Raw genomic sequence first — 21,061 nt, 5'->3', positions numbered from 1 at the left:
CCTGTGGCATCGGGTCGTGTTCCGCTGTGAGCACGACCATGGATGAAACGATTCAGAACGCGAAGTTATGAGCCCCTCGAAGGGGTGTCAACCCTTCTCGCTGCCCCAGCTGTCCGTGACTCCGTCGTGACCTTCGGAGATCGAAACTTTTTCGACCCGGAACCATTGACGTGACATACCCTCGCTGCCTAACGTCCCCGGCAACCGAGTTGAAACCTTTCACGACGCCGTGAGGGCCGTCCCGCCCGGCGTCGTCGAGGAGCCCCCAATGACCCACCCGTCCGACACGGGTTCGGCCCCGGTTCTGGCGCTCAGGGACGTCTCCAAGTCCTTCGGCGCGGTCCGTGCGCTGCGGGACGTCTCCCTGGAGCTGTTCCCCGGCGAGGTGCACGCCCTCGCCGGCGAGAACGGCGCCGGCAAGTCGACCCTCATCAAGACGCTGGCCGGTGTGCACCGGCCGGACGCCGGCCACGTGCTGCTCGACGGCGCACCGGTCGTGTTCCACGGTCCCGGCGACGCCCGCGACGCCGGCATCGCCGTGATCTACCAGGAGCCCACCCTCTTTCCCGACCTGTCGATCGCCGAGAACATCTTCATGGGCCGCCAGCCGCGCCGCGCCCTCGGCCGCATCGACCACAAGGCCACCCACGCCGCCACCGCCGAACTGATGCTGCGCCTCGGCGTCGAGCTCGACCCCGACCGGCCCGCGCGCGGCCTGTCCATCGCGGACCAGCAGATCGTCGAGATCGCCAAGGCGCTCTCCTTCGACGCCCGCGTCCTGATCATGGACGAGCCGACCGCCGCCCTCACCGGCAGCGAGGTGGCCCGCCTCTTCGGTGTGGTGCGCACCCTGCGCGAACAGGGCGCCGCGGTGCTGTTCATCTCCCACCGCCTGGAGGAGATCTTCCGCATCTGCGAGCGGGTCACCACCCTGCGCGACGGCGCCTGGATCGCCAGCGAGCCGCTGGAAGGCATGACCGAGGACGACCTGGTGCGCCGCATGGTCGGCCGCGACCTCGACGAGCTGTACCCCAAGCAGGAGGTCACCCCCGGCGAGACCGCGCTCAGCGTGCGCCGGCTGACCCGAGAGGGCGTCTTCACCGACGTCTCCTTCGAGGTGCGGCGCGGCGAGATCGTCGCGCTGGCCGGACTGGTCGGCGCCGGACGCACCGAGGTCGCCCGCGCCGTCTTCGGCGTCGACCGCTGGGACGCGGGGGAGGTCGAGGTCGACGGCAGGCCGCTCGTCAACGGCGCCCCCTCCACCGCGATGGCCGCCGGCCTCGCCCTCGTCCCGGAGGACCGCCGCGCCCAGGGCCTGGTGATGGACATGTCCATCGAGCGCAACATCGGCCTCACCGGCCTGCGCACGACCGTGCGGGCCGGCCTCGTGGACCGCGGCGCCGAACGCAGCCGCTCCCTCGACTGGGCGGTCAAGCTCCAGGTCAAGTACGCCCGCATCGCCGACACCGTCGCCACCCTGTCCGGCGGCAACCAGCAGAAGGTCGTCCTAGCCAAGTGGCTGGCCACCGGCCCCAAGGTGCTGATCGTCGACGAGCCCACCCGCGGCATCGACGTCGGCACCAAGGCCGAGGTGCACCGGCTTCTCTCGCAGCTCGCCGCCGACGGCGTGGCCGTCCTGATGATCTCCTCCGACCTGCCCGAGGTGCTCGGGATGGCCGACCGCGTCCTGGTGATGCACGAGGGGCGTCTGACCGCCGAGATTTCCCGCACCGACGCCACCGAGGAGACCGTGATGGCCGCAGCCACGGGGAGGGCCGCCGCATGACGGTCACCGCACCCGAGAAGGCCCCCGCGGCCGACGTGCCGAGGGCCGGCGCCACACGGCTCGTGGACCGCATCTTCAAGATGCGCGAACTGGCCATCCTGCTGGTCTTCCTGGTGATGATCGCCATCACCCAGGCCGGCAACAGCGAGTTCCTGTCCGAGCAGGGCATCAAGGACCTGCTGCTGAACGCGACCATCCTGGTCCTGGTCGCCACCGGACAGTCCCTGGTCGTCATCACCCGCAACGTCGACCTGTCCGTCGGCTCCACGCTCGGCATCAGCGCCTTCGCCGCCGGCGTCTACCTCCAGGACGGCGGCAACCCCGTCGTCGCCGTGCTGCTCGCGGTGCTGCTGGGTATCGGCTTCGGCCTCCTCAACGGCCTGCTGGTCAGCCTGGGCCAGGTGCCCGCCCTGGTCGTCACCCTCGGTACCCTCTACATCATCCGCGGCATCGACTCCATCTGGGTCGGCTCCCGGCAGATCACCGCGGCCGACCTGCCCGGCGGCTTCGTCGACTTCGGCTCCGGCGGCATCTCCGCCGTGCCCTGGCTGGCACTGATCGCCCTCGCGGTGCTCGTCGCCACCGCGTACTACCTCAAGCACTTCGGCAGCGGACGCGAGCTGTACGCGCTCGGCTCCAACCCCGAGGCCGCCCGGCTGGCCGGCATCCCGGTCCGCAAGCGGATCCTGGCCGCCTACACCTTCTGCGGCGCCCTCGCCGGACTCGCCGGCGCCCTGTACCTGGCCCGCTTCGGCAACGTCGACTCCGGCACCGGCAACGGCTACGAACTGACCGTCGTCAGCGCCGTGGTGGTCGGCGGCGTCGTCTTCACGGGCGGCTCCGGCAGCGTCTACGGCGCGGCCCTCGGCGCGCTCCTGCTCACCTCGATCAACAGCGTGCTGCCCGCCCTCGGCGTCAGCTCCGTGTGGGTGCTGGCCATCAACGGCATCCTGCTCATCCTCGCCATCGCCGTCGACCGGATCGTCGCCCTGCGCGTGGCCAACGCCCTGAAGAAGAGGAACGCCCGCCATGGCTGACACCTCCCTGACGCGTGCCGTCCGCTGGGACACCGTGGTGGGCGCCCTCCTCGTGGTCGTCCTGCTGCTCTCCTTCGGCTTCGTCGACGGCTTCGGCAACGCCCTCAATCTGTCCTTCCTGATCGGCAACACCCTGCCGATCGCGCTCATCGCGCTGCCGATGACGCTGCTGGTCGTCTCCGGCGAGATCGACCTGTCGGTCGCTTCCACGGCGGGCCTGTCCGGCGCGGTCATGGGCGCGCTGTGGAACCAGGGCATGACCATCGAGACGATCATCCCGATCTGCCTGCTGCTCGGCGTGGTCTGCGGTCTGATCAACGGCCTGCTGGTCACCCGCCTCGGACTCCCCTCCCTCGCCGTCACCATCGGCACCATGGCCGCCTACCGCGGCATCGCGCAGATCGTGCTCGGCTCCGACGCGGTGACCGACTTCCCCTCGCAGTACCTGGACTTCGCGGCCGGGCGCATCGACGGCACCTTCGTCCCGTACGCCTTCCTGCCGTTCCTCGTGCTGCTGGCCGTCGCCGTCGTCGCCCTGCACGCCATGCCGTTCGGCCGCTCGCTGTTCGCCATCGGCGCCAGCGAGGAGGCGGCCAGGTTCGCCGGCATCCGGGTCAAGCGGCAGAAGCTGATCCTGTTCACGCTGACCGGCCTGATGTCCGCCCTCACCGGCGTCTTCTGGGCCCTGCACTACGCCAGCGCCCGCTACGACAACGCCACCGGCCTCGAACTCTCCGTCGTCGCCGCCGTCCTCCTGGGCGGCATCGACTTCGACGGCGGCAAAGGCACGCTCGGCGGGGCGATCGCGGGCGTGTTCCTGCTCGGCGCGCTCCAGAACGTCATGAGCCTCCAGGACGTCTCCGCCCAGTCGCAGATCGTCGTCACCGGCGTCCTGCTCGTCCTCTCCGTGCTCGGCCCCCGGGTCGCACGGCAGGTCTCCCTCGCGAGAGCCGGACGCAGGGCGGCAACGGCGCCCCCGTCCAAGGCGCCCGCGCCCACCCCGTAACCCCGTCCCCGGCTCCGTCCACCCTCGTAAGGAACCCACCATGCGCAAGTCGTCCATCCGCCGTACCTGCGCGGCACTCGCCGCCGTCACCTCCCTCGCCCTGGCGGCCACCGCCTGCGGCGGCACCACGAAGGAGGACGTCAAGGACGAGGGCGGCAAGGCCGCCGCCGCGGGCAAGGCCGACCCGAACGCCGCGACGAAGAAGGGGCTGACCGTCGGCTTCCTGCCCAAGCAGGTCAACAACCCCTACTTCACCGTCGCCGACAAGGGAGGCGAGAAGGCCCTCAAGGAGCTGGGCTCCAGCTACAAGGAGGTCGGCACCTCCAGCGGCACCGACACCGCCGGCCAGGTCTCCTACGTCAACACGCTCACCCAGCAGCAGGTCGACGCCATCGCCGTCTCCGCACAGGACCCGGGCGCGCTGTGCACCGCGCTCAAGCAGGCGATGAAGAACGACATCAAGATCGTCACCTACGACTCGGACACCAACCCCGAGTGCCGCAACGCCTTCATCTCCCAGGCCTCCGCCGACGACATCGGCCGCACCCAGGTGCAGCAGATGGCCGAGCAGATCGGCAACAAGGGCGAGATCGCGATCCTGTCCGCCGCGCAGACCGCGACGAACCAGAACGCCTGGATCGAGATCATGAAGGACGAGCTGAAGGACCCGAAGTACAAGGACATCAAGCTGGTCAAGGTCGCCTACGGGGACGACGACGCCCAGAAGTCCTTCCAGCAGACCCAGGGCCTGCTCCAGGAGCACCCGAACCTGAAGGGGATCATCTCCCCGACCACCGTCGGCATCAAGGCCGCCGCCCAGTACCTGTCCGGCTCCAAGTACAAGGGCAAGGTCAAGCTGACCGGCCTCGGCACCCCCAACGACATGCGCAAGTACGTCAAGAACGGCACCGTCGAGGCGTTCGAGCTGTGGGACCCGGCCAAGCTCGGCGAACTGGCCGCGCGCACCGCCGTCGCCCTGGCCTCCGGGCAGATCACCGGCAAGGAGGGCGAGACCTTCGAGGCCGGCGCCCTGGGCGAGTACACCATCGGCAAGGACGGCGTGATCAACCTCGGCAAGCCGACCGTGTTCACCGCCGACAACGTCGACCAGTACAACTTCTAGGCCCGGTACAACACCCTTCGTTTCGGGAGCGGTACTTCATGCAGCGCGTCTGTTTCCTCCTCAAGGTCCGCCGGGACCGCATCGCGGAGTACCGCGAACGCCACGCCGCCGTGTGGCCGGAGATGTGCGAGGCACTCTCCGCCACCGGCTGGCACAACTACTCGCTCTTCCTGCGCGACGACGGCCTGCTCGTCGGCTACCTGGAGACCGAGGACTTCGCCGCCGCCCGGGCGGGCATGGAGGCCACCGAGGTCAACGCCCGCTGGCAGGCGGAGATGGGCCCGCTCTTCGAGTCCCTCGACGGGGCCCGCCCCGACGAGGCGATGAAACCGCTCACCGAGGTGTTCCACCTCGCCTGACGGGGGCCCTGCCGGGGCGGCCCGGGTACTGTGTGAAGGTCCCACGGCCGCCCCCCACCCCCACCCGACCTCGGAGGTCCCTGCCCGATGGCCCATTCCGTGGGTATCAAGGACGTCGCCCGCGCCGCCGGAGTTTCCGTGGGCACGGTCTCCAACGTCATCAACCGCCCCGACACCGTGGCGACCGAGACCCGGGCGCGGGTGCTGTCCGCGATCGACCGGCTCGGCTACGTCCGCAGCGAGTCCGCGCGCCAACTGCGCGCCGGCCGCAGCCGCATCATGGGGCTCCTCGTCCTGGACATGGGCAACCCGTTCTTCGTCGACGTCGCACGCGGTGCCGAACGGGCCGCCCGCGAGGCCGGGCTCGGCGTGATGGTCTGCAACAGCGCCCAGAACCCGGCCGAGGAGGCCGAGTACCTCTCGCTCTTCGCCGAGCAGCGGGTTCGCGGCGTCCTGCTCACCCCCGCCGACGCCACCGGCCGCAACATCGAGGGCTTCCGGCGGCACAACATCCCGTTCGTGCTCGTCGACCGGGTCGCCGAGGGCACCACCGAGTGCTCGGTCTCCGTCGACGACGTCGCGGGCGGCGCGCTGGCCGTGCGCCACCTGGTGGACGCCGGACACCGCTCCATCGCCTACGTCAGCGGCCCGCCCGGCCTCAACCAGGTCCGCGACCGCCGCACCGGCGCCCTCACCGCGCTCGCCGAGGCCGGGCTCGGCCCCGACGCGCTGCGCGAACTGCCCACCGAGCGGCTCGACGTCGCCGCGGGCCGCGACGCCGGCGCCCGGCTGCTGGGTCTCGCCGACCGGCCGACCGCCGTCTTCTGCGCCAACGACCTGCTCGCCCTCGGCGTCCTGCAGGCGATGTACGCCGCCGGGGTGGGCGTCCCCGACGACCTCGCGATCGTGGGCTACGACGACATCGAGTTCGCCGCCGCCGCGGCCGTCCCGCTCACCTCCGTGCGCCAGCCCGCCGTCACCATGGGCGCCATGGCCGCCGAACTGCTCCTGGAGGAGACCGAGCTGGAGGGCACGGACCGGGCCCACCCGCACCGCCGGGTCGTCCTCCAGCCGGAACTGGTGGTGCGCCACTCCAGCCTCGGCGCCCGCTGACCGGGCGTTCAGTACAGCGTGCGAAACGATTTCATGATCCCGGGGGTCGGACGCCGCAGGACGATGTGCTGAACTGGGACACGGCCGAAAGAATCGGCCGTCGCGTCCGTCCGCCCCGGGAGCCCCGTTGAGCGTCAGCTACCGCCAGCCAGGCGTCGTCCTCACCGACCGCCGTTTCACCGTGCCCCTCGACCACGCCGACCCGAACGGCGAGACGATCGAGCTGTACGCCCGCGAGGCCGTCGCGAGCGACAAGGCCGACAAGGACCTGCCGTGGCTGCTGTACCTCCAGGGCGGCCCCGGAGGCAAGGCGAACCGTTTCGTCGGCCGCCCCGCCTGGTTCGGCCGCGCCCTCGAGGAGTACCGCGTACTGCTCCTGGACCAGCGCGGCACCGGTGCCTCCACCCCCGCGAACCGCCAGACCCTCCCGCTGCGCGGCGGCCCCGCCGAGCAGGCCGACTACCTCGCCCACTTCCGCGCCGACGCCATCGTCCGCGACTGCGAGGCCATCCGCCCCCGGGTCACCGGCGGCGCCCCCTGGACCGTCCTGGGCCAGAGCTTCGGCGGCTTCTGCACCGTCAGCTACCTGTCGCTCGCCCCCGAGGGCGTGCGCACGGCGCTGATCACCGGCGGTCTGCCCTCCCTCGACGCCCACGCCGACGACGTCTACCGGGCCGCCTACCCCCGCATCGAGCGCAAGGTCGTCGCGCACTACGCCCGCTACCCGCAGGACGTCGAACGCGCCCGCCGCATCGCCGACCACCTCCTCACCCACGACGTGGTCCTGCCGAACGGCTACCGCCTCACCGTGGAGGCCTTCCAGTCCCTCGGCATCATGCTCGGCGGCGGGGAAGGCAGCCACCAGCTGCACTTCCTCCTGGAGGACGCCTTCGTCCGCACCCCGAACGGGCACGAGCTCTCCGACGCCTTCCAGGAACAGGTCCAGGGACTGCTGTCGTACGCGAGCCGCCCGCTGTACGCCCTCGTCCACGAGGCCATCTACGGCCAGGACGCGCGCCCCACCGCCTGGTCCGCCGAGCGGGTCCGTGCCGAGTTCCCGCGCTTCGACGCCGCCAAGGCCCTCGCGGGCGACGACCCGCTCCTGTTCACCGGCGAGACCATCCACCCCTGGATGTACGACTGCGACCCGGCCCTGCGCCCGCTGCGCGAGACGGCGGAACTGCTCGCCGCCCGCACCGACTGGACCCCGCTGTACGACCCCGCCCGCCTCGCCGCCAACGAGGTGCCGGCCGCCGCGGCCGTCTACCACGACGACATGTACGTCGACACCTCGCACGCGCTGACCACCGCCCGTGCGATCCGGGGGCTGCGCACCTGGGTCACCGACGAGTTCGAGCACGACGGCGTACGGACCGGCGGCCCCCGCGTCCTGGACCGGCTGCTCGCACTCGCCCGCGACGAGGCATGACGGCACCCGCCGAATTACCGGGTGGGATGTCGGTGGCGCGGGTTAGTGTGCGGGCATGACGGAGCCGACGATCACGCAACTGGAGCCCATGCCCGGCGACTGGCGCCGCGCCCTCGCCGTCGTGGCCCACCCGGACGACCTGGAGTACGGCTGCTCGGCGGCGATCGCGGCCTGGACCGACGAGGGCCGCGAGGTCGCCTACGTGCTCGCGACCCGGGGCGAGGCGGGCATCGACACGCTGCCGCCGGACGAGTGCGCGCCGCTGCGTGAGCGGGAGCAGCGCGCCAGTGCCGCCGTCGTCGGGGTGAGCGAGGTGGAGTTCCTGGACCACCGGGACGGTGTCATCGAGTACGGCACCGCGCTGCGCCGCGACATCGCCGCCGCGATCCGCCGGCACCGGCCCGAGCTGGTCATCACCCTGAACCACCGGGACACCTGGGGCGGCGTCGCCTGGAACACCCCGGACCACGTCGCCGTCGGCCGCGCCACCCTCGACGCGGTGGCCGACGCGGGCAACCGCTGGATCTTCCCGGAGCTGACCGAGCAGGGCCTCGAACCGTGGAACGGCGTGCGCTGGGTCGCGGTCGCCGGTTCCTCCTCGCCCACCCACGCCGTGGACGCCGCCCCGGGCCTCGAACGCGCGGTGCGCTCGCTGCTGGAACACCGCACCTACATCGAGGTGCTGACCGAGGAGGACCCGGAGACGTACGTACGCGGCTTCCTCACCGGCTTCGCCCAGGCCGCCGGGGAGCGGTTCGGCGGGAAGCCGGCGGTGACCTTCGAAGTCTTCGGACGGTAGCGGCATGGCTGGGGAGCGGGGTCGGCAGGACGTGCGGGACGTGCGGGACGTACGGGGTCAGCAGGGGCTCGCGGAGCGCTTCGAGGAGCACCGCGGGCAGCTCCAGGCGGTGGCCTACCGCATGCTCGGCTCGCTGACCGAGGCGGAGGACGCCGTGCAGGAGGCCTGGCTGCGGCTCGACCGCTCCGGCGAGGAGGGCATCGACAACCTCGGAGCCTGGCTGACCACCGTGACCGGCCGGATCTGCCTGGACCTGCTGCGCTCCCGCACCGCACGCAGGGAGGAGCCGATGACCGAGGGCTTCGACAGCTTCGTGCCGGACCCGGTGCTGAGGGCCCTGCCGCAGGCCGACCCGGAGCAGGAGGCCCTCCACACCGACTCGGTCGGCATCGCCCTGCTGGTCGTCCTGGAGACCCTGGAACCGGCCGAGCGACTGGCATTCGTCCTGCACGACATGTTCGCCGTGCCCTTCGACGACATCGCACCGGTCGTCGAGCGCAGCCCGGCCGCCACCAGGCAGCTCGCCAGCCGGGCCCGGCGCCGCGTGCGCGAGGCGACCCCCGCCGCCGAACCGGACCTGGGCCGCCAGCGCCAGGTGGTCGACGCGTTCCTGGCCGCGAGCCGCGCCGGTGACTTCGACGCCCTGGTGTCCGTCCTCCACCCGGACGTGGTGCTGCGGGCCGACGCCGGCGCGCTCGCCCGGGGCATGGCGGCGTCCAAGGTGGTGCGGGGAGCACGGACGGTCGCCACCGGGGCGTTCCACTTCCGCCACCTCGCCGGGCTCGCCCGCGTCGTCCTGGTCAACGGCGCGGTCGGCACCGTCGCCGTCTCGGAGGGGGAGCCGCGGTCGGTCACCTACGTCACCGTCGCCGACGGTCTCATCACGGGCCTGTACATCCTGTCCGACCCGGAGCGGCTGGCCCGGCTGGACCTGTCCGCGCTGGAGGCCTGACCGGCCGCGCGGGGCCGGTCGGGCCCGCGCGGTGACGGCCCGTATCCTCGACGACATGCGAGAGGACACGGCGGACCGGTCGGACGCGCGGGCCGGAACGGAACTGCGCGGCGACTGCGCGAGCTGCTTCGGCCTGTGCTGCGTGGCCCTGCCGTTCGCCCGCTCGGCGGACTTCGCGCTCGACAAGGACGCCGGCACACCCTGCACGAACCTCCGCACCGACCACCGGTGCGGCATCCACGCGACACTGCGGGAACGCGGCTTCACGGGCTGCACGGTCTACGACTGCTTCGGCGCCGGGCAGCGGGTCTCGCAGGTCACCTTCGGCGGCGCGGACTGGCGCGGCGGCCCGCCCGAGCACCGGCGCCGCATGTTCGACGTGTTCCCGGTCGTCCGCCAACTGCACGAGCTGCTCTGGTACCTGACCGAGGCGCTGACCCTGCCCGCCGCCCGCCCGGTCCACGCCGACCTGCGCCGCGCCCTCGCCGACACCGAGCGCCTCGCCGGGGGCACCCCCGAGGAGCTGGCCGCCCTCGACGTGCCCGCACACCGGCAGCGCGTCAACGCGCTCCTGCTGCGCACCAGCGAGCTGGCCCGGGCCGGTACCCGCGGCCGGAAGAAGAACCGCCGCAACGCCGACCTGATGGGCGCGCGCCTGAGGGGCGCCGACCTCGCCGGCGCCGATCTGCGCGGGGCCTACCTCATCGCCGCCGACCTCACCGGAGCCGACCTGCGGGGCGCCGACCTGATCGGCGCGGACCTGCGCGACGCCGACCTGACCGACGCGGACCTGACCGGAGCCTTCTTCCTGACCCAGCCCCAGGTCAACGCGGCCCGGGGCGGCCCCGGCACCAGGCTGCCGGGCTCAGTCACCCGCCCGGTGCACTGGGCAGCGTGACGCCGGGCCGGCCTTCCCGGAGCCTTCCTTTCCCGCTTCCCCGGTGCCGTCCGCGGCTTCCCCGGTGTCGTCCGCGCGGGAAGCGGGCGTCGGCGCCGACGCGGTCCGCCGGTCCAGGTGCAGGCGCAGCCCCTCCGGCATCAGCGTCAGCCGCTCGGTCACCCGCAGCCGGTAGCCGGGGTCCGGCCGCAGCTCGTAGCGGCGCAGCAGCAGCCCGAGGACCAGCGTCGCCTCGTGCAGCGCGAACTGCCGCCCGATGCACGCCCGCGCCCCCGTCCCGAACGGCTTGAACGTGTGCGGGGCACGCGCGCGTACGGCCTTCGCGTCGAAGCGGTCCGGGTCGAACCGCTCGGCGTCCGCCCCCCACACCTCCGGATCGCGCTGCAGCATGCCCGTGAGCACCAGCGCCCAGGCCCCGCGCCGCATCGGATACGCGCCACCGAGCACCGTGTCCTCGCGGGCCTCCCGCGCGAACCCGGGCGCGGTCGGCCACAGCCGCAGCGACTCGTCGAGCACCCGGCGCACGTAGCGCAGCTTGGCCACCTGCTCGTAGCCGGGCGCCTCCGTGCCGCCCCACACGCGGTCCACCTCGGCCCGGGCCCGGGCCGCGACGTCGGGGTGGCGGGCGAGGTAGTGCAGGGCGAAGGAGAGCGCGCCCGAGGTCGTCTCGTGCCCGGCGACGAGGAAGGTGATGACCTGCCGGCGCACGTTCTCGGGCGACAGCCGCTCACCGGTCTCCGGGTGGGCCGTCTCCAGCATCCGGTCGAGCAGGTCGCCGTCCCCGCCCCTGACGCCGCCACCCGCCCGGCGTTCGCGGACGAGGTCGTCGACCGTGCGGTTCAGGTAGGCGATGTCGGCGGCGTTGCGGCGGCTCGCCTCGCGCAGCAGCCACGGGGCGAGCGGCGCGGGCACCGTGTTCAGGCGCTGCGCGTACCCGAGCGTGCCCACCATCGCGGTGACGAAGGGGTGGAGGCGGGAGCGTTCGAAGGAGCCGAAGTCGTGCCCGAAGCCGGTGCGCGCGATGGTCTCCAGCGTCAGCTTGGTCATGTCGCCGGGCACGTCCACCGCCCGGCCCGCCGCCTCCGCCAGATCCCAGTGGGCGGTGAGCCGCGCGGCCACGTCCAGCATCATCACGTGGTACCCGGCCATCGCCTCGCGGCTGAACCCGGGGGCCAGCACATCGTGCGCGAGCTGCCAGTTGGGCTCGTGGTTGTACGCCGTGAACAGTCCGTCCCCGGCGACCGGCCGCAGGTTGGCCACCCCCAGGCCGACGTGCTTGGCGAACCGCGTCTCGTCCGCCAGGTCGGCGGCGAGGGCGGCGCCCCACACGAACACGAACTCCTTGCCGAAGGCCCGCCGCCTGAATATCGGCCCCAGCTTCCGCGCGTACCGCAGCGAGTCCTGCATGGGAGTGCGCCTGCTCGCCCCCACCACGTCCCCGAGCAGGGGCAGCCGGTACGGCGGGTGCGGGATGCGGCGCAGTTCGGGCCAGCCCAGCTCGGCGCTGCGGAAGCCCTTCGGCAGGCCGTCCCGGGCCGTTTCCCTCGCTGTCCGGGCCATGACGCGATCTCCCTTGACGCAGCGGCGTGTTGCACGACCGAGGCGAGCGTGTTGTACATGGATTCAATAACGCGTCACAGTCTCGACCCGTTGTTGAACCGGCGTCAAGTAAGGTGCGGGCATGGCCGTGAACCAGGGCGAGCGCACCCGCCGCCGGCTCAGCACCGCCGAGCGCCGGGAGCAGTTGCTCTCGGTGGGCGCGCGGCTGTTCTCGGACGGTCCCTACGACGAGGTCCGGATCGAGCGGGTCGCCGAGATCGCCGGGGTCTCCCGCGGGCTGCTGTACCACTACTTCCCGAACAAGCGGGACTTCTTCGCCGCGGTCGTCGAGCGGGAGAGCGAGCGCATGCTGCGGATGACGGCGGCCGTGCCCGGCGTCCCGGTGCGCGAGCAGCTGACCGCGGGCCTCGACGCGTACCTGGAGTACGTCCGGGCGCACGCGCACGGCTACCGCGCCTTCCACCGCGCCGACGCGACCGGCGACCAGGCCGTGCGCCGCGTCTACCGGAAGGCGCTCGCGGCGCAGGAGCGGCAGATCCTCGCCGCCCTGGCCGCCGACCCCGAGTTCGGCCCGGCCTTCGAGGAGCGCGGCGACGTACGGCTGGCGGTGCGCGGCTGGCTGGCCTTCACCACCGCGGTCTGCCTGGAGTGGCTGCGGGATCCGGAACCGGCCCGTGAGCAGGTGCGGGACCTGTGCGCCCGGGCGCTGCTGGGGGCCATCGCGCCCTGACGGCGCCTGTCCGGATGCCGGTTCGAGGAGGTGTCGTGGTTGGCGTGCCCCCCGATCTCCGATAGGTTAGGTGAGCCTTACCTAATGAATTGCCGAACGGAGGTTGGGATGGGTGACAGCCACGTCTGGACGGCCGCGCCGGCCGCGGCGGAACAGGCCCGGTCCGTGCTCGCCGCCGCCTGGTCCTGCGCGGTGACCGCGGAGGGCGGCCGCGAGGAGTTCGTCGGCGCGCACACCGTGGCCGACGACGGCCGGGTGCTCCTGCACGTGCCCGAGGACAGCACGCTGCTCGCCACGGCGCTGTGCGCGCCCCGCGGGGAGCCGTCCGCCGTGCTGGAGTTCGCCGACGTGGCGCCCGTCCCCGTGCGGGGCCGGATCAGGGCCAGACTCTGGCTCGCCGGCTGGATGGCGGTGGAGGACGGACACCTCGCCTTCCGGCCCACCCGCGTGGTGCTGCGGCGCCCCTCCGGGGCCGTGGTGGTCGATGTCGACGAGTTCACCGCCGCCGCGCCCGACCCGCTGGCCCTGGCCGAGGCACGGCTGCTGACCCATCTCGCCGACTGCCACGACGACGCCGTCCAGCGGCTGACCCGGCTCGTCGACCCGGACAGCCTGCACGGTGCCGTCCGGGTGCGGCCCCTCGCCGTCGACCGGCACGGTCTGACCCTGCGCATCGAACGCGTCCGCGACCACGGCGACGTACGCCTGCCGTTCCACGCGCCCGCCGACGAGATCGCGCAGCTCACCGAGCGGGTGCACGTGCTCCTCGCGCAGGCGGGCACCGCCTCCTGCCCGCGGGCCCTACAGCGGCAGCGCGCAGACGGCGACGGGTGAGGCGAACGGCTCTCCCGCGAGGCGCAGTTCGCCACCCTCTCCGCTCACGCGGAACACGCTGACGGTGCCGGAGCGCTGGTTGGCCGCGAACAGCAGCCCGCCGTCCGGGGAGAAGGCGATCTGCCGGGGGAAGTCGCCGCCCACCGGCACCGTGCCGAGGAACCGGAGCCGGGCGCCCCGGTCCTCCACCGCGTACCGCGCGATGCTGTCGTGCCCCCGGTTGGCGAGGAAGGCGTACGCGCCGTCGGACGTGACCAGGAACTGCGCCGGGTAGTTGGTGCCGGACCCCGGGCCCGGCTCCGCACCGGTGGACTGCGCCTCGCCCACGGTCAGGCGTCCCGTTCCCGGGTCGTACGCGCAGACCGCGACGGTGTTGTCGACCTCGTTGGCGAGGTAGGCGTGACGCCCGCCGGGGTGGAAGGCGAGGTGCCGGGGCCCGGCGCCCGGCCGGGTCCGTGCCCGCGAGACCTCATCGAGGGTCCCCGCGTCCTCGTCCAGGCGGTAGGTGTACACGGTGTCCGTGCCGAGGTCCACGGCCAGCACATGGCCCCCGTCCGGAGCGGTGAGCACCTGGTGGGCGTGCGGGCCCTGCTGTCCCGGGCCCGGCGGGGGAGCGGAGTGCGTGACCAGGCCGGTGCGCTCCCCGAGGGCGCCCGAGGCGTCGATCGGGTGCACGGCGACGCTGCCCGAGCCGTAGTTGGCGCTGAACAGCCAGCGTCCGCCCGGATGCACGGACAGGTGGCAGGGCGCCGCTCCCGAGGTGCTCCGGCTGCCCAGCACCCTGCGGTCCGACAGCCGGACGGCGGTCACCGCCCCGTCCGCGCGCTCGTTCACCGCGTACAGGGTGCGGCCGTCGGGATGGACCGCCAGATACGAGGGGTCGTCCATCTCGGCGAGGACACCCCGGCCGGTGATCCGGCCGGTGCCGGGGTCGTACTCGGCGAGCCCGACGCCCCTGCCGCCGCCCTCGGCGGAGGTGTAGGTGCCCAGGAGGAGCCGCCGGGGTCCGGGGGACTCCCGCTGCCTCCCCGACGCGCCTTCGCTCGCCCCCGGCCCGGTGGCCGTCGGGGACGGCCCGTCCGGCTCCGACGGCCCGCCACAGGCCGCCGCCGGAAGCGCCGCTGCCGCGCCGGCCGCCCGCGCCAGCACCCCGACGAACCGCCGCCTGCTCCACCCGTCGCCGCTCATGCCGAGTCCTCCCGTCCCGGTCCCGACGGCCGCGCGCGTCGTCCCCGCAGCTCCACGCCGCCGCTACCAGTCCCCGTCCCGCACCGGCTTGCCCGGAGCGTCCTTGAGGGGGTGGACCTGGTGGGGCGTGGGCGCCTGCCACGGCTCGTGGTCGTCGCCGACCCAGTCCCCGACCGGCCTGACGTCCTGGAGCGGCTCGGCGGGCGCGAGATCGTGGGCGTCCTGGTCGTAGTAGTCGTACCAGGGCAGACCGGCCCGGGTGTACGCGGCCCGGTCCACGGGGGTCGGCGGCGGCGCCTCCCCGGTGATGCGGCGCCACTCGGGCGGCGTCACCAGGTGCACGAAGACCCGGCCGGCCGGCTGCTCGGCCCAGTCCGTCGGCGGCCGTTGGTCGCGGTACACCTCCTGGCGCATGGAGCCGCCCACCCCGAGCCCCATGGCGGGCGCGGACCGGCGCCGGATCGTCCCCCCGTAGCCCGGGGCCGCGCCGGGGGCGGCCGGGGCCGCTCCCGGCGCCGGAACCCCGAAGGCCCCGGCCGAGCGTGCCCGGGGAGCCGCCTCCCTGCGGCGCCGCTCCTCCTCGCGCCAGCGGGCCAGCGCGGGGGCGCTCAGGGTGAACGCCTGCAACTGGACGCCTCCCCAGACCTCCTCACCGGTGACCTGGCCCTCGACGGTCGCGCCCATGCCGAGGGGCACCGCCACGAACTGACGGACCGTGCCGCAACCGGAGTTGATGCCGTCCAGCCAGGGCTGGCGGGGGAGGACCACGTAGTTCTGCGGATCGCGGGACAGCCGGTCGCTCCACGGCCTGCCCGAGACCGCGCACACCTTGCCCACCCCCACCTGGAGGGCGGCGGGCTCCAGCGTGCCCGCGAAACTCAGCCACATGGCCTCCCGCAGGTACACCGGCAGCATCACACCGCCGCGCGCACGCCACTCCTCGGGCACGGTGTCGGCGTAGTCCGACACCCGGCGGACCGGGAACTCGCCGAGCCCCGGCGGCAGCGGATGCGTTCCCGTCTCGGGCAGCCGCAGGGTGCGTACGAAACGCACCGTCGCACCGCCCGGCAGCATCAGCCGGTTCCCGTCGATCCGCACACTGGTGCCGGTCATCCGAACGCCCCCTCACTCGCCGCGAACCGTTCCTCGTGAACCGTTCCTCGTCCTTCAAGAGGAACGCCGGGCGGCGGTGCCGCGGTTCCGCCGACGCAGCCGGGACCGTACCCTGTCCCGCAACCGGGTCAGCCGCGGCATGCGTTCGCGCTGCTCGCGCGTGTGGCGGTCCAGCTCCTCCAGGAGCCGGCGGGAGCGGTGCTCGGTGTCCATCTCGTCGATGATCCGGTTCACCTCGGCCAGCACCGCGCCCCGCAGCTGCCACTGCCTCGCGTCGCGCCGCACCTCGTCGAGCAGCAGGTCGGCCAGCCTGTCCCGGGTGGCCGCGGCCTGGCGCAACTCGGCGGCCAGCCGCTCCTCCGCGGACTCGGCGTTCTCGCTCACGCTGCTGGTGACCAGTACCGAGAAGCTCACCACGGCGTCCGCGATCTCGGACAGCAGCTGCTGGATCGCGACTCCCGTCTCCGGGGCGAACAGCGGCTCCGGCTCCCGCTCCTTGGCCAGGTCGGTGAAGCTGCGTGCGAGGACCCGCATGACCACCGTGCAGATCTCCAGAGTGTCCAGGCCGGTGCGCAGCACGACCCGGTGCAGCAGTCCCTCGCGCACCCGGGGGTTGAACCGCAGGCTGTCCTCGGCCTGGCGGAGGTCCTCGTCCACCTCGCCGATGTCGTGGTCGAGCCGGCGCGCCTCGTGCAGCCGGGCCGCCGCCTCGTGGAACGGCGTGCTGCCGGCGGCCTCCTCGCCCATGCGCAGCAGCAGTTGCCGCACCTGCCGGGCCAGCCCCACGACGGACTCACCGGCCTGCTCCACCCACACGGGAGGCGCCAGGATCAGGTTGAAGACGAGGCCGACGATCGCCCCGATCAGCGTCTCCACCACCCGGGCCCACGCCAGGCTCCCGTGCGAGGTCACGCCGAGCACCAGCATCGCGCTGATCGCCACCTCGGCGGTGAACTCCTCGGCGCGCACCAGGTGCCCGACGCCCAGGGCCGCCACGATGATCAGGGCCAGGCTCCACCAGCTCAGCCCGACCAGCTGACTGAAGGCGATGGCGACCAGAACACCGGCCACCACGGCGTTCACCCGGCGGAAGCTCATCTTCAGCGTGGCGTACAGGGTGACCTGGACGACCAGCAGGGCGGTCAGGGGAGCGGTGAGCGGCGCCGCCGACTTGTCGGGGGTCAGCCGCACCGCGATGACGTAGGCGATCGAAGCCGCGGCGGCGGAGCGCAGGGCCTGCACGACCATGGGGTCCCTGAGCCACTTCACCCGCCGCAGAGCCGCCCTCGCGGCCTCCAGCACATCCCGCATCCTCGGGCTGTTCCCTTCCGCAGGCGCCTCGAACGTGTCCGATCAGGACGGTAGCCGGACGCGGGCGGCCGGGCCCCTCTCACGCGCCGCGCGCCGCCGGACGGGTCAGCCGGTCACCTTGGCGACGAACGCGGAGAGATTGCCCAGCGCGCGGGCGATCTGCTCCTCCACGGTGAGGCTCTCCTCGAACCTGCCGCCGCCCTCCGGCGTCTTCCTGCCCCGCAGGTACAGCGAACAGGCGAGGTCCGTGCACATGTACAGGCCGACCGAGTTGCCCTCGCGGCCCGCCGCCCCCGCTCTGCGCGCGGTCATCAGCGACACCCCGCCCCGGGGGTGCGTGGTCAGGCACAGCCCGCACATGCTGCGCCGGAAGGAGCCGGCGCGGGCCTGCTGGAACCGCAGCGCCACACCGGTGGTGCGTCCGTCGAGTTCGGCGACCAGGTAGCTGCGGTCGGGCGCACCGGGATCCCGCCAGCCGAAGAAGTCGAGATCGTCCCACGGACGCTCGTCGAGGTCGCGGGGCACGGTCAGACGCTTGGCCTCGCCCTTCGAGCAGTTGATGAAGGAGGTGCGGATGGCCCGCTCGTCGAGTGCTCTCATGGGAGCCTCCTCGGGGTCGAAAGTCGTCCTAGGGTTCCTAGGTTTTCGCCTAGCGTAGATAGCCTGCGGGTGAGTCGCCACCGAATTCCGGGGAGCGCGGCCGTCCCGCAGAGGTAGGTTGCAGACCGGAAACACAGCAGGGGAGGAGTCACATGGCGGGGCGGAACGGGCGCACGGTACGCGACCTCAGAAGGGCCAACCGTACGGCCGTGCTGCAGCGGCTCTACTTCGACGGACCGCTCAGCCGCTTCGAACTGGGCCCGGCCACCGGCCTCAGTTCCGGTTCCGTCAGCAACGTGGTCGCCGACCTGGTCGCCGACGGCCTGGTGGAGGAGGCCGGCAGCGTCGAGTCCGACGGCGGCCGGCCCCGCACCCTGCTGCGCGTCGCCCCCACCAGCGGCCACATGATCGGCGTGGACGTCGGCGAGACCCGGGTACGGGTCGAACTGTTCGACCTGACGCTCACCGAACTCGCCCGCGCCGAACGCCCCCTGGCCCAGCAGCGCTACGACGTCGACGTCATCGTCGGCCACATCCGTGACGGCATCGCCGAGGTGCTGGCCACGGCCGGGCTCCCGCCCGAACGGCTGCTCGGCGCCGGGATCGGCGTCCCCGGCATCGTCGAGCACACCGCCGACCGCGGCGCCGTGGTGCACGGCCAGACCATCGGCTGGGACGCGGTCCCGCTGGAGGCGCTGCTCCGCGCCGGCTCCCCGCTGCCCGACGGCGTCCCCTACCTCGTCGACAACGGCGCCAAGACCCTCGGCCAGGCCGAGATGTGGTTCGGCGCCGGACGCGGCGCCCGCAACGCGGTCGTCGTCCTGTTCGGCTCCGGTGTCGGCGCCAGCCTCGTCACCCCCGAGGTCGAGCAGGGCCGGGCGGTGGAGTGGGGGCATCTGACGGTCCGGGTCAGAGGCCGCCGCTGCCGCTGCGGGGCACTCGGCTGCCTGGAGGCGTACGCGGGCGCCGAGTCACTGCTGGCCCGCTGGCGGGAGGAGGGCGGCCGGGTGCCGCGGGGCACCGACGAGGAGAGCGGCCTCACCGCGCTGCTCGCCGCCGCCCACCCGTCCGGCGGCGAGGCGGCCGACCCGGTCGCGCTCGCCGTCCTGGAGGAGACCGCCGAGTACCTGGGCGCCGGTCTGTCCGACCTGATCAACCTCTTCCAGCCCGAGCGCATCCTCATCGGCGGCTGGGCCGGCCTGCAGCTCGGCACCCGCTTCCTGCCCGCCGTACGCCGGCACGCCGTGGCGTACGCGCTGCGCCACCCCGCCGGGAAGGTGACGATCGGCCTGGGCCGGCTCGGCCCGGACGCCGTCACGGTGGGCGCCGCGATCCTGCCCCTGGCCGACTTCTTCGCGCGCGGCGGCAGGCGGCCCGAGCCGGCCCCCGACCAACCGGTCCCCGCCTGGCGCACGGCGCTCGACGAGCGGGCGCCGCACTGAGGTTTCGCCGGTCACCGGGGAGGTACCCGACGCCGCTCCGAAGACCGTCGGAGCACTGCCGACGGTCTCGGACGAACGGAGAACCACGGGAAGGAGCGCGCCGTGTCCGACCACCGCCACGAAGGGCCGGGGGAGAACGGTGCCCCCGTCCCGCGCGACATGCCGGACCAGCAGGCCGGGGACCACGACGACCCGTGGGAGGCCGCCGCGCCCACCCGCGAGCAGCGCGAGCACCTGCAGGGCCCGGGCAACGAGCGGCCCGAGGACGACGGGGAGGCCGCCGGCGACGCGGAGACCGGGCCCGCGACCGATGTGCCCGACACCGACGAGGCGGGCACGGGCCGGCAGGGCGCACCCCACTCGGGAGCCGTCCACCCCGAGCACCCGGTGCCCGACGAGTCCTCCGGCTGAACGAGGCACCGGAGCGAGCCACCCGGGCGAGCCGCAGGGGCGGCGGACACCCGCCCGCCGCCCCCGGGCGCGCCGCGCTCAGCCTTGGGCGCCGCCCTCAGCCGACCTTGCGCCCGCGCATCGGCTCCGTGGCCGCCCCGGCGCCCTCCCGCAGACCCCGCAGGAACTCCTCCAGCACCTCCGTGGACGTACGCGTGGCGCGCCAGCCCAGCTCCACCCGCGCCCGCGTGCAGTCCATGATCGGCAGCCGCAGCACCGCGTCGAACAGATGCGGTGAGGCCGGCAGCAGCCGCAGCCCCCACGCGGCGGCGACGGCCGAGCGGGCCGCGGTGCGCGGCAGCCGTACGGGCCGCTTCCCGGTCAGCTCGCCCAGCAGCGCGGCGTCCACCGGCGGCTCGGCCGCGAGGTTGAACGCGCCCCGGGCCTCCTCGGAACGCGCCGCCAGCCGGTAGGCGTCCGCCGCGTCGTCCGTATGGAGGGCCTGCACGCGCAGGCCGGGGACGTCCGGCAGGAACGGGAGCAGTTCCGGACGCGCCGCGGGACCCGGCAGGAACCGGCCGCCGAAGATCCGGCGCTGCTCGCTGGCCGACTCCCGCTTGAACAGGAAGGCGGGCCGCATCCGCACCACCCGGATCCCCGGATGGTCGCGTTCGAAGGTGTCCAGGGCCCGTTCCAGATAGGCCTTCTCCCGGCAGTACGCGGCGTCCGGCCAGCCGTGCGTCGGCCACGACTCGTCCACCGCGTGGTTCTTCGGCCCCGGCGAGTACGCGCCGACCGACGAGGCGTGCACCAGCGCGGGCACCCCCGCCGCGGCCACCGCCTCGAAGACCCGGATGGAGCCGAGGACGTTCGTGCGCCAGGTCGTCGCCGGATCGTGCGTCGGCTGGAACGCCCAGGCCAGATGGATCACGGCGTCGGCGCCGGCGAAGTGTCCGGCCAGGTCGCTCTGCTCCGAGGCGAGGTCGACCGCGGCCCACTCCGTCCCGGCGGGCGACCACTCGGGGACGCGCCGGGCCAGCCCCAGCACGGACCCCACCTCCGGATCCTCGGAAAGGACGCGCACCACGCTGGTGCCCACGTTGCCCGTGGCGCCCGTGACCACGATCCTGCTGCCCGTTGCGCTGCTCACCCTGTGCTCCTCTCGGCCGCCTGCCCGTACGGAGAGCACCGGGTACCCGCCACCGGGGAAAGGCACGCGCGGGGGCGGGCGCCGCGAAGGCGCGCAAGGAGAAGCCCCGACCGCGACGGGGGAATCACGGCCGGGGCGGCTGGTGGTGGATACGGATGGCGGTCGCCTCTCGGCGAAAGGCTCCACAGGGCTTCAGCCGAACGATCGTCCCTGTGGGCAATAGGTGAGGCCCGGGGACACT

At 73.4% G+C, this 21,061-nt stretch carries 20 protein-coding genes; 14 read left to right on the top strand and 6 right to left on the bottom strand.

The window, feature by feature from the left end:
- Positions 1-268 precede the first annotated feature (268 nt).
- The 10 genes from D1J63_RS02595 (at position 269) to D1J63_RS02550 (ending at position 10,502) form a co-directional block, all read left to right on the top strand.
- Positions 269-1,786 carry a sugar ABC transporter ATP-binding protein gene (locus tag D1J63_RS02595; protein WP_125627540.1) on the top strand — a complete coding sequence of 506 codons (1,518 nt, stop codon included), beginning with the start codon at positions 269-271 and terminating at the stop codon, positions 1,784-1,786.
- Positions 1,783-2,823: an ABC transporter permease gene (locus D1J63_RS02590; RefSeq protein ID WP_125627539.1), complete on the top strand. Its 1,041-nt coding sequence runs from the start codon at positions 1,783-1,785 to the stop codon at positions 2,821-2,823. The genes D1J63_RS02595 and D1J63_RS02590 overlap by 4 nt, the downstream gene beginning before the upstream one ends.
- The gene (locus D1J63_RS02585; RefSeq protein ID WP_125627538.1) at positions 2,816-3,829 is read left to right on the top strand and encodes an ABC transporter permease; all 1,014 of its coding nucleotides are present in this window, start codon (positions 2,816-2,818) and stop codon (positions 3,827-3,829) included. Before D1J63_RS02590 ends, D1J63_RS02585 begins: the two co-directional genes overlap by 8 nt.
- A 40-nt stretch (positions 3,830-3,869) precedes the next feature.
- A complete protein-coding gene (gene rhaS, locus D1J63_RS02580) occupies positions 3,870-4,952 on the top strand; it encodes a rhamnose ABC transporter substrate-binding protein (RefSeq protein ID WP_125627537.1) in 1,083 nt (360 codons plus the stop codon).
- A 38-nt stretch (positions 4,953-4,990) separates the two neighbouring features.
- Entirely contained in the window at positions 4,991-5,311 is a 321-nt protein-coding gene (locus tag D1J63_RS02575; RefSeq protein ID WP_102932403.1) for an L-rhamnose mutarotase, read from the top strand.
- An 87-nt stretch (positions 5,312-5,398) separates the two neighbouring features.
- The gene (locus D1J63_RS02570) at positions 5,399-6,424 is read left to right on the top strand and encodes a LacI family DNA-binding transcriptional regulator (RefSeq protein ID WP_125627536.1); all 1,026 of its coding nucleotides are present in this window, start codon (positions 5,399-5,401) and stop codon (positions 6,422-6,424) included.
- 127 nt (positions 6,425-6,551) lie between these two features.
- Complete coding sequence (locus D1J63_RS02565) at positions 6,552-7,853, top strand: alpha/beta fold hydrolase (RefSeq protein ID WP_125627535.1); 1,302 nt, start codon at positions 6,552-6,554, stop codon at positions 7,851-7,853.
- A 55-nt stretch (positions 7,854-7,908) separates the two neighbouring features.
- Positions 7,909-8,652, top strand: a complete 744-nt coding sequence (locus D1J63_RS02560) for a PIG-L deacetylase family protein (RefSeq protein WP_125627534.1) — start codon at positions 7,909-7,911, stop codon at positions 8,650-8,652.
- Positions 8,653-8,656: 4 nt separating this feature from the next.
- Positions 8,657-9,604 carry an RNA polymerase sigma factor SigJ gene (gene sigJ / locus D1J63_RS02555; protein WP_125627533.1) on the top strand — a complete coding sequence of 316 codons (948 nt, stop codon included), beginning with the start codon at positions 8,657-8,659 and terminating at the stop codon, positions 9,602-9,604.
- Positions 9,605-9,659: 55 nt separating this feature from the next.
- Positions 9,660-10,502, top strand: a complete 843-nt coding sequence (locus D1J63_RS02550) for a pentapeptide repeat-containing protein (RefSeq protein WP_125627532.1) — start codon at positions 9,660-9,662, stop codon at positions 10,500-10,502.
- Here D1J63_RS02550 and D1J63_RS02545 read toward each other — a convergent pair.
- Positions 10,470-12,062 carry a cytochrome P450 gene (locus D1J63_RS02545; protein WP_125627531.1) on the bottom strand — a complete coding sequence of 531 codons (1,593 nt, stop codon included), beginning with the start codon at positions 12,060-12,062 and terminating at the stop codon, positions 10,470-10,472. The two genes, D1J63_RS02550 and D1J63_RS02545, sit on opposite strands and share 33 nt — an antisense overlap.
- A 121-nt stretch (positions 12,063-12,183) precedes the next feature.
- Here D1J63_RS02545 and D1J63_RS02540 point away from each other — a divergent pair, with 121 nt between their 5' ends.
- Positions 12,184-12,792 carry a TetR/AcrR family transcriptional regulator gene (locus D1J63_RS02540; protein ID WP_125627530.1) on the top strand — a complete coding sequence of 203 codons (609 nt, stop codon included), beginning with the start codon at positions 12,184-12,186 and terminating at the stop codon, positions 12,790-12,792.
- Between the two features lie 108 nt (positions 12,793-12,900).
- Complete coding sequence (locus tag D1J63_RS02535; RefSeq protein ID WP_125627529.1) at positions 12,901-13,626, top strand: DUF2470 domain-containing protein; 726 nt, start codon at positions 12,901-12,903, stop codon at positions 13,624-13,626.
- Here D1J63_RS02535 and D1J63_RS02530 read toward each other — a convergent pair.
- The 4 genes from D1J63_RS02530 to D1J63_RS02515 form a co-directional block, all read right to left on the bottom strand.
- The gene (locus D1J63_RS02530; protein WP_125627528.1) at positions 13,594-14,814 is read right to left on the bottom strand and encodes a lactonase family protein; all 1,221 of its coding nucleotides are present in this window, start codon (positions 14,812-14,814) and stop codon (positions 13,594-13,596) included. The genes D1J63_RS02535 and D1J63_RS02530 overlap by 33 nt on opposite strands.
- A 63-nt stretch (positions 14,815-14,877) precedes the next feature.
- Positions 14,878-15,927 carry a hypothetical protein gene (locus D1J63_RS02525; protein WP_125627527.1) on the bottom strand — a complete coding sequence of 350 codons (1,050 nt, stop codon included), beginning with the start codon at positions 15,925-15,927 and terminating at the stop codon, positions 14,878-14,880.
- A 54-nt stretch (positions 15,928-15,981) separates the two neighbouring features.
- Entirely contained in the window at positions 15,982-17,238 is a 1,257-nt protein-coding gene (locus D1J63_RS02520) for an FUSC family protein (RefSeq protein WP_176152862.1), read from the bottom strand.
- Between the two features lie 105 nt (positions 17,239-17,343).
- Positions 17,344-17,838: an FBP domain-containing protein gene (locus D1J63_RS02515; protein WP_125627526.1), complete on the bottom strand. Its 495-nt coding sequence runs from the start codon at positions 17,836-17,838 to the stop codon at positions 17,344-17,346.
- Between the two features lie 152 nt (positions 17,839-17,990).
- Between D1J63_RS02515 and D1J63_RS02510 the strand changes: the two genes are divergently transcribed.
- The gene (locus D1J63_RS02510; RefSeq protein ID WP_125627525.1) at positions 17,991-19,280 is read left to right on the top strand and encodes an ROK family transcriptional regulator; all 1,290 of its coding nucleotides are present in this window, start codon (positions 17,991-17,993) and stop codon (positions 19,278-19,280) included.
- Between the two features lie 102 nt (positions 19,281-19,382).
- The gene (locus D1J63_RS02505; RefSeq protein WP_125627524.1) at positions 19,383-19,691 is read left to right on the top strand and encodes a hypothetical protein; all 309 of its coding nucleotides are present in this window, start codon (positions 19,383-19,385) and stop codon (positions 19,689-19,691) included.
- A gap of 97 nt (positions 19,692-19,788) precedes the next feature.
- Here D1J63_RS02505 and D1J63_RS02500 read toward each other — a convergent pair whose 3' ends face one another.
- A complete protein-coding gene (locus tag D1J63_RS02500; protein ID WP_125627523.1) occupies positions 19,789-20,820 on the bottom strand; it encodes an SDR family oxidoreductase in 1,032 nt (343 codons plus the stop codon).
- Positions 20,821-21,061 lie beyond the last annotated feature (241 nt).

The organism is Streptomyces sp. KPB2, assembly GCF_003950055.1.
Classification (GTDB): Bacteria; Actinomycetota; Actinomycetes; order Streptomycetales; family Streptomycetaceae; genus Streptomyces; species Streptomyces salinarius.
Note: the sequence above shows the minus strand (reverse complement) of the source record. Positions and strands in the feature narration are given on the sequence as shown.